The organism is Cellulomonas sp. A375-1 (assembly GCF_001040865.1).
GTDB lineage: Bacteria > Actinomycetota > Actinomycetes > Actinomycetales > Cellulomonadaceae > Cellulomonas > Cellulomonas gelida.
This window is the reverse complement of sequence record NZ_LFKW01000072.1, coordinates 1-8,654: the sequence shown is the minus strand read 5'-3', so window position 1 is coordinate 8,654 and position 8,654 is coordinate 1. Positions and strand designations below refer to the sequence as shown.

At 75.2% G+C, this 8,654-nt stretch carries 6 protein-coding genes; 4 read left to right on the top strand and 2 right to left on the bottom strand.

Annotated features, from left to right (window positions below):
• Positions 1 to 1,163, bottom strand: a 1,163-nt coding sequence (locus CWIS_RS17590; protein ID WP_053071629.1) for a glycosyltransferase, incomplete at its 3' end; no start/stop codon positions are given.
• A 156-nt stretch (positions 1,164 to 1,319) separates the two neighbouring features.
• Between CWIS_RS17590 and CWIS_RS08175 the strand changes: the two genes are divergently transcribed.
• From CWIS_RS08175 to CWIS_RS17585, 3 genes are read left to right on the top strand one after another with little or no spacing between them, the layout of a single operon-like run.
• Positions 1,320 to 2,621, top strand: coding sequence for a nucleotide sugar dehydrogenase (locus tag CWIS_RS08175; RefSeq protein WP_048342774.1), 1,302 nt, complete (start codon positions 1,320 to 1,322; stop codon positions 2,619 to 2,621).
• 39 nt (positions 2,622 to 2,660) lie between these two features.
• Entirely contained in the window at positions 2,661 to 3,989 is a 1,329-nt protein-coding gene (locus tag CWIS_RS08170; RefSeq protein ID WP_082156314.1) for a glycosyltransferase, read from the top strand.
• Complete coding sequence (locus CWIS_RS17585; protein WP_053071628.1) at positions 3,982 to 5,787, top strand: glycosyltransferase family 4 protein; 1,806 nt, start codon at positions 3,982 to 3,984, stop codon at positions 5,785 to 5,787. Before CWIS_RS08170 ends, CWIS_RS17585 begins: the two co-directional genes overlap by 8 nt.
• Before the next feature lie 19 nt (positions 5,788 to 5,806).
• Here CWIS_RS17585 and CWIS_RS08160 read toward each other — a convergent pair whose 3' ends face one another.
• Positions 5,807 to 7,036 (bottom strand): hypothetical protein, encoded by a 1,230-nt coding sequence (locus tag CWIS_RS08160; RefSeq protein WP_156186601.1) that lies wholly within the window; start codon positions 7,034 to 7,036, stop codon positions 5,807 to 5,809.
• Positions 7,037 to 7,223: 187 nt separating this feature from the next.
• Here CWIS_RS08160 and CWIS_RS08155 point away from each other — a divergent pair, with 187 nt between their 5' ends.
• Complete coding sequence (locus CWIS_RS08155; protein WP_229747393.1) at positions 7,224 to 8,534, top strand: glycosyltransferase; 1,311 nt, start codon at positions 7,224 to 7,226, stop codon at positions 8,532 to 8,534.
• The last annotated feature ends 120 nt before the right edge of the window (positions 8,535 to 8,654 follow it).

Sequence of the window (8,654 nt, the reverse complement as noted above, 5' to 3'; positions counted from 1 at the left end):
AGGGCCGCCGCCAGCACGTCGCCGACCGGCCGGGTGCCGAACCGCACGGCGAGGTCGGCGCGCACGAGGCCCGGGCGCGCGCTCGCCCGCCGCTCCTCGAGCTCGCGCACCGCGGCGATCACGTCCTCGACGCCGTCCCCGACGGGCACGAGCCGCGCCATGTCCTCGTCCTGCGCGACGTCGAGCGTGCGCGTGCCGCCGCGCGTCGCGGTCGCGACGACGGGCAGCTCGCTCGCGAGCGCCTCGACGGCCGTGAGCCCGAACGTCTCGGAGACCGACAGGTGCACGAGCACGTCCGCGTCCTGGTAGAGCGCGCCGACCTGCGCGGGCGCGACCCGGCCGACGAGCCGCACCGCGGCACCGACCCCGAGCTCGTCCGCGAGCGCCCTCACCCGGTCGGCGTCGACCCCGCCGCCCGCCACGGTCAGCGTCGCGGTCGGCCGCTGCGCGTGCCACGCCGCGAACGCGCGCACGAGCCGCAGCACGCCCTTGGCCTCGAGCAGGTTGCCGACGTACAGCCAGCGGTGCAGGTTCGTCGGTGGCAGCTCACGCGGGGCGAACCGCTCGACGTCGACGGGGTTGGGCACCGTGTGGACCTTGTCCGCGACCTCGGGGTAGCGCTGCTGGACGGCACGCGTCGTGTCCTCGCCGACCGCGGTGACGAGCGCCGCGCCACGCACGGTCCGCGCGTACATCGCCTCGGACTGCGGCACGGACCACAGCTTGTTCAGGTACGACGCGTGCTCGCTCACGACGACGCGCGTGCGGTCGCCGACGAGGTCGAGGACCGCCCAGCCGGTCGGCATCCCGACGTGCACGTGCAGCACGGCGGCCGCCGCGAGCACCGGGGCGTACGGCGTGAGGGCGTCGCGCACGAGCTCGGCGACGCGGTGCCGCGGTGTCATCGGGTCCATCGGGGCCGTCAGGTGGAGCACCTCGAGGCCGTCGACGACGCCGAGCGACGGCTCGACGGGGGCCGCGTCGAGCGCGCGCACCTCGACGTGCACGACGAGCGGGTCGGGGAACGCGCCGAGCAGCGCGCGCGTCGTCTCGCGCACGAACGCGCCGCCGTACGGGTTCTCGGCCGTCGGGTACCACGGCGTCACCACGACGAGCCGCCCGTCGACGTCCGCGGGTGTGAGCGCTGGCCGGGCCTGGACCACTCGACCTCCTCCTGGGGCACACGACATCGCTGCTGCTGCAGGGGGACATTCGATCCCATGACCGGGGCGAAGCCGTCGTTAGTATAGGGAGGCCGTTCGCCCGGGTTGCCGGGATCCGCACGGCCCCCACCGCTGTCTCCACCCCTTGAGGATGCTGTGAAGATCGCTGTCGTCGCCCTTGGCAAGATCGGCCTCCCGCTGGCCGTCCAGTTCGCGTCGAAGGGTCACGACGTCGTCGGGGTCGACGTGAACCCGCAGGTCGTGGAGCTGGTGAACGCCGCGACCGAGCCCTTCCCGGGCGAGGCCCACCTGCAGGACAAGCTCACCGAGCTCGTGCCCGCTGGCCGGCTGCGCGCGACCACCGACTACGCCGACGCCATCCCCGGCGCGGACGCCGTCGTGCTCGTCGTGCCGCTCTTCGTGGACGACGCGACGTGGCAGCCGGACTTCGGCTGGATGGACGACGCGACGCGCTCGCTCGCCGCGCACCTGACGCCCGGCACGCTCGTCTCCTACGAGACGACGCTCCCGGTCGGCACGACGCGCACGCGGTGGAAGCCGCTCCTCGAGGAGGTCTCGGGCCTGACCGAGGGCGTCGACTTCGACCTCGTCTTCTCCCCCGAGCGCGTGCTGACCGGTCGCGTGTTCGCCGACCTGCGTCGCTACCCCAAGCTCGTCGGCGGCCTGTCCGAGCGCGGTGCGCAGCGCGCGACCGAGTTCTACGAGGCCGTGCTCGACTTCGACGAGCGTCCCGACCTCACGCGGGAGAACGGCGTCTGGGACCTGGGCTCGGCCGAGGCCGCCGAGCTCGCGAAGCTCGCCGAGACCACCTACCGCGACGTCAACATCGGCCTGGCGAACCAGTTCGCGCGGTTCGCCGAGCGCGAGGGCATCGACGTCCAGGCCGTGATCGACGCGTCCAACTCCCAGCCGTACAGCCACATCCACCGGCCGGGGATCGCGGTGGGCGGGCACTGCATCCCGGTGTACCCGCGCCTGTACCTGTTCAACGACCCCGACGCGACGGTCGTGCGCGCGGCGCGTGAGGCGAACGCCGCGATGCCCGCGCACGCGGTCGCGCTGCTCGAGGCCGCGGCGGGCCCGCTCACCGGCCTGCGCGTCGTCGTGCTGGGTGCCGCCTACCGTGGCGGCGTCAAGGAGACGGCGTTCTCGGGCGTGTTCCCCACGGTCGAGGCGCTGCGCGCGGCCGGTGCGACGCCGCTCGTGCACGACCCGCTCTACTCGGACGGGGAGCTCGCCACGCTCGGCCTGGACGCGTACCACGTGGGCGAGAGCGTGGACGCGGCGGTCGTGCAGGCGGACCACGCGGAGTACCGCACCCTGGGCGAGGCCGACCTGCCGGGCGTGCGCGCGCTCGTCGACGGACGAGGCGTGACCGACGCCGCGCTGTGGCCCACGGTCACCCGTACGGTGATCGGGCGGGCGTCTCGCGTCTGACGCCCGACCGCACGCAGCCTCACGGATGACGGGACACGAGTGACCTCCACGATCGACTCCGGCGCACGTCCGCACATCGCGATCGTCGCGATGTTCTTCCCGCCCTCGCGTGCGAGCGGCGTGTACCGACCGCTCGCGACCGCGAACCTGCTCGTCGAGATGGGGTGGGACGTCACGGTCGTGACGGCCGACCCGACGTTCTTCGACGACATCACGGGCTCGCGGGACGACAGCCTGCTGGCCGCGATCGACCCCCGCGTGCGGGTCGAGCGCGTCGCGGTGCCGTCGCAGCACCTGCAGCGCGACGTGCGCAAGATGTCGCGCCTGCGTGCCGACATGCCGCTGATCGCGACGGCGGGTGCGCGGATCGGCCAGAAGGTGTTCCCCGACAAGTACGTGACGTGGCTGCCGGGGGTCGTGCGGCGCCTGCTGGGCGTGCACCGCCGCAACCGGATCGACGTGGTCCTCGCGACGGGCAACCCGTGGACCGCGTTCAAGGCGGCGCACGACTTCGGCCGCCTCGCCCGCGTCCCGTACGTCATGGACTACCGCGACTCGTGGACGCTGGACCAGTTCAACGAGCGTCCGGCCTTCCCCGACGACTCGCGCGAGGTCGCAGCCGAGCGCACGCTCATCGAGGCGGCGGCGCGCGTGGTGCACGTCAACGAGCCGATGCGCGCGTGGCACGCCGACCGCTACCCGCGCGCGGCCGAGCGCATGCTCGTCGTCGAGAACGGCTTCGACCCCGAGCTGCTCGGCGACGTCACGCAGGAGGTCCCGCCCGCGGACCGGCCCCTGCGGTTCGGGTACCTGGGGACGATCACGAGCCACCTGCCCCACGCGGCGACGTGGCAGGGCTGGAACCTCGCGCTCGGCACGCACCCGGAGCTCGCAGGCGCGACCGCCCACCTGTACGGCCACCTCGGGTTCTTCCCGCGTGACGCGCAGGTGCTGCGCGCGATGATCCCCGGGCCCGAGGCGGGCGTCTTCCTCGAGGGACCCGTCGCGAAGGCGGAGGTGCGCGCGGCGTACGAGTCGCTCGACGTGCTGCTCATGATGATCCCGTCGTCACGCTTCGTGACCGCGGGCAAGACGTACGAGTGCCTCGCGACGGGCAAGCCGGTCGTCGCGATCCACACGCCCGAGACCGCGGCGACCGAGCCCATGCGCGGGTACCCGCTGTGGTTCCCGGTGCGCTCGGTCGACGGCCCGGCGGTCGCGGACGCGCTCGTCGAGGCCGCGCGCGCCGCGCGCAGCGCGACCCCGCAGGTGTACGCCGCCGCGCGCGCCCATGCGGACACCTATCGACGCGAGAACCAGGTGCGTGTGCTCGACGCCGCACTGCGGGAGGTCATCACCGGTGCTTGAGGGCAAGCGAGTCGTCGTCACCACACCGTGGTACCCGGTCGAGGGCCGGCCGTACGACGGCATCTTCGTCCAGGAGTCGGTGGCCGCGCTCGGCCACCCGGCCGAGCTCACGACCATCGTGCACGTGCGCAACGTGCCACCGGACGCGGAGCCGGGAGTCACGCGCACGACGACGCCGCTCGGCGAGCTCGTGCGTATCGACATGCCGGTCGACTCGATGAGCCCGCGCGTCGACACCGCCCGGGCGCAGCGGGAGGCGCTGCGCCGCGCGGACCTGCCCGAGCTGCGGGACGCGGACGTCGTCCACGCGCACGTGGGCATGCCGACGGGCTGGGCGGTCAGCGGGCTGCTGCGCCCCGACCAGCAGCTCGTCGTGACCGAGCACGCGACCTACCTGCGCACCGTGCTGCGCCTGCCCGAGGGCGCCCGGCTGTACGCCGAGCTGCTGCGCCGTGCGCAGTGGTACCTCGCGGTGTCCGAGCTCGAGGCGCGCCGCGTGCGCGGTCAGTTCCCCGACCTCGCCCAGCGCGTGCGCGTGATCGCGAACCCGGTCGACGACGAGCGCTTCACGCTGCGCGAGCGCACGCCGACGAGCCTGGACCACTGGGTGTTCGTCGGGAACTTCATCGAGCGCAAGGGCGTGCTGACCCTGGTGCGGGCGTTCGCGCTGTGGGCACAGGAGCGACCGGAGACGGCGCACCTCACGCTCGTCGGCGGCGGACCGGACCGCGACGAGCTCGTCGCGCTGGTCGCCGAGCTCGGGCTCGGGGACAAGGTCACGTTCCACGGGCAGGCCAGCCCCGACGACCTGCCGGGCATCTTCGCCCGGGCCGACGTGCTCGTGCACCTGTCCGCGTTCGAGACGTTCGGCCTGACCGTGGTCGAGGCGGCCATGTCCGGGCTGCCGGTCGTGGTGACGACGAGCAGCGGGCCGCAGGAGACGCTCTCGGACGCAGCAGCCTCCGGCATGGCCGAGTACGTCGGCCTGCCGGCCACCGCGCAGAGCACGGTCACCGCGGTGCACCGCCTCGAGGACGCGCTCGCGACGGCCGACGCCGCGACCGTGCGCGAGGTGCTCGTCGAGCGCTACGGCGCGCGCCGCTACGGCGAGCGCCTGCGCCGCGCGCTCGCGGGCCGTCCCCCGGTGCCCGCGCCCCCGGCAGAGGCGCCGCTCGTGCTGTGCCTCGCGACCACGCAGCTCGCGGCGCGGCGCCTCGTGCGCGTGCAGTCCGAGGCCCTGCGCGCGGGGGCGCGCGTCGCGCTCGTCACCGCGGCCGAGGGCAACGGTCCGCAGACCGAGCCGAACGTCGACGTGCTCGACCTCGGCCCGCACGTGCACCGAGGCCCGGCCCACCTGGTCCCGCACGTGCTCGTGGACGTCGTCCCGTCGACCCTCGTGCGCGGCGTGCGGCGCGGCTGCACGCTCGTCGCCGGCACCTCCACGCCGCTGAAGGCCCCGGCCCAGCGCGGCGTGAACCTCACGAGCAAGGTCCTGTCGAAGCACTACCAGCTCGCGCGCCGCGTCGAGACCGTGCTCGACCGCCGCGTGTACTCGCACATCGGCCCGGCGCGGATCGCGCGCTACGTCTTCGACGAGCACGCCGCATGGCTCGACGCGCACGCGCCCGACGTCGTGGTCATGGGCGACGAGGCGTCGCTCCCCCTGGCCTGGCGGCTCGCGCAGCGCTTCCCCGACGCCGAGATCGTCGGGGCCGTCTCCGACGCCGTGGTCCGCGACCTCGTCGCGACGGCCCACGAGCGTCGCGCCGCGCCCGCGCCCGCGGCTCTGCGGGACTGACGCCGCAGCGTCCCGCCGGTCAGTCGCCTGACGGCTCGTCGAGACGCAGCGCCTCCCGCAGCACGGAGGCGCTGCGTCGGCCGTCGTGCAGCTCACGCACGAACGCGGGCCCCTGGGCCGCGAGCGCGCGCGCGGCGTCCCGGTCGGCCAGGACGGCACGCAGGGTGGACTCGAGCTGGTCCGCCGTGGCCTCCCGCACGGGCAGCTCCGGCCCGAGCGCCGCGACCGCGGAGCGGACCTGGGCGTCGACCTGGCTCACGACGAGCCGTCCCGCGGCCATGGCTTCGCACGCCGCGACGCCGTAGATGCCGAGCCGGAACTGGTCGAGCACGACGTCCGCACCGCGGTACAGGCCGCGGACCTCGTCGGCGGGCACCCCCGCGACCGCGCGGTAGGTGACGAGCTCGTCGGCCTCAAGCGCACGCACCGCGCGCTCGACGAGGTCCGTGCCCTTGAGCGCGCGGTTGCTCGGCGCGTGCACGACGAGCGGTGCGGTGCGGGCGAGCAGGGGCGCGTCGCTCGCCCACGCGTCGGCGTCGACGGCCACGGGGCACCACAGCGCCCCGGGCCAGCCGGGCAGCAGGTCGGGCGTCGAGACGAGCACGGGGCCGTCGAACGCGGCAGCGCGGCGACGGTTGCGCAGCGCGACCGCCTCGAGCGCACGCGTGCGGGCGTCGGGTGGTGCGAACGGCGAGTCGGGGTGCGTGGCGGCGTGCGCGCTCGGCACCCGGATGTCGGTGCCGTGCCACAGCAACGCGACGCGCACGCCGTGCGCCTGCAACGCTCGCGCCTCGGCCACCGGGTCGTAGCCGTGCAGCCGGCCGAACAACGGGCGGCCCGCCTCGATGACGACGGCCTCCACCGTCGCCACGACGTGCGCGAAGACCCGGCGCTGGTACGCACGCGACGCACGGTGCACCTGCGTCAGGGGTGCGCTGTGGTCGGCGCCGAAGCCGAACCGCGGGTCGGCGGAGAACGCCCAGCTCACCGCCGGCACGCCGGACCGGTCGAGCGCGGACGCCCACGCGAGGCCCTGACCGGCGAAGTTCGCGGGACCGATGAGCACACGGGCGGGGCGTCCCGAGCGCGGCGAGACGAGCGTCGGGACGTCGGCCGGATCGGCCGTCCAGGGCGTGCGCGCCCACTTCGCCGCGTCCAGCGCACGGTCGAGCGCGGGCGGCAGCCGGTGCCGTCGCGCGGCGAGCGTCCCCGCCGCGCCTGCGGCCAGCCCGCGCGCTCGTCGTGCCACGCCCACGGCGTCCTCCGCTCCTCAGCCCGCCCGGTCGCTGGCTCGTCGTCGCGCCCGTCGGTCGCGGGCCCGGCGACCATCCTCCCCGATCCTCGGGCACGGGACGGCGCCGTCGAACGACCCGTCCCGCCGCACCTCAGGTCGCGTAACCTCGTGGGCGGCCCGACCGCGCGCACCACGAGGGATGATGACCAGACCGCCGCACCTGCTCTACCTCGCGTGGGGCTTCCCGCCCTCGCGGGCCGGGGGCGTGTACCGCGCGCTCGCGACCGTCAACGCCTTCGCCGCTGCGGGCTGGGACGTCACGGTCGTCACCGCGTCGCGCGAGACGTTCGAGCGCTACACGGGCGCCGACGCGTCGCTCGAGGAGCGGGTCGACCCGCGTGTCGTCGTGCGGCGCATCCCGTTCGCCTGGCCCGCGCAGGACACCGACGTGCGCCGGTACGGCGCGCTGCGCGTCGCGCTCCCCCCGGTCTGGGCCCGCCTGCGACGCCTCGCCGACGAGCGGCCGTTCCCCGAGCCGTCCTACGGCCCGTGGCGCCGCCCGCTCGCGGCGGCCGCGCGCGCCGTGCACGACGACACGCCCGTGGACCTCACGCTCGCGACGGCCAACCCGCACGTGACCTTCGCGGCCGCGCACGACCTGTGGCGCGCCACGGGCGTGCCGTACGTCATGGACTACCGCGACGCCTGGACGCTCGACGTGTTCTCGGGCCGCACGACGACGCGCCCTCGCTCACGGGTCGCGCGCTGGCAGGCCACGCTCCTGGCCGACGCGCGCGAGGTCTGGTTCGTCAACCGCCCGCTGCGCGACTGGCACGCGGAGCGCTTCCCCGCCGTCGCCGAGCGCATGGTCGTCGTCGAGAACGGCTGGGACCCGGCGCTGCTCCCGCCGGTGCCGCCCGCCACGCCGCACGCGGGCGCGCTGCGGTTCGCCTACCTCGGGACGGTCACCCCCAAGGTGCCGCTCGCCGAGCTGCTCGAGGGCTGGCGCACGGCGATGTCCGACGGGCGACTCCCGGCCGGCTCGACGCTCACGCTCGGTGGTCACCTCGGCTACTTCGCGGTGCCGCAGGGACCGCTCGCCGAGATCCTCGCCGACGCCGCGAGCTACGGGGTCCGGTACGCCGGGCCGGTCGCCAAGGCGCAGGTCGCGGACTTCTACGCCGACGCCGACGTGCTCGTCCTCGCGCTCGGCACCGGCCGGTACGTGACGAGCGGGAAGGTCTACGAGTACGTCGCGACCAAGCGCCCGATCGTCGCGGTGCACGACCCGGCGAACGCGACGACCGACGTGCTCGCCGAGCACCCGCTCGTCGCCCGGGTCCGTGAGGTCACGCCCGACGAGGTCGCGCGAGCCCTCGCGGAGAGCGCCACGCTCGCGGCGCGGCAGGACGAGACCACGCACGCCGCGCTCGACGAGCTCGCCGACCGGCTGCGCCGCGACCGCCAGCTCGCGCCGCGCGTCGCCGCGCTGCGCCCCCGGGAGGACTCATGAGCACCGCGACGGTCCTCGTCGTCGCGGCGCGCCACGCGTCCGACGACGCGATCGAGGCGCACGCGGCCGCCCTGCGCGCTGCCGGTGCCGACGTGACGATCGTCGACCTGCGGCCGGCCG

What these genes read in the sequence shown, in the direction of transcription:
- CWIS_RS08155 (WP_229747393.1), top strand. Translation starts at nt 7,224, where the DNA reads ATGACCAGACCGCCGCACCTGCTCTACCTCGCGTGGGGCTTCCCGCCC.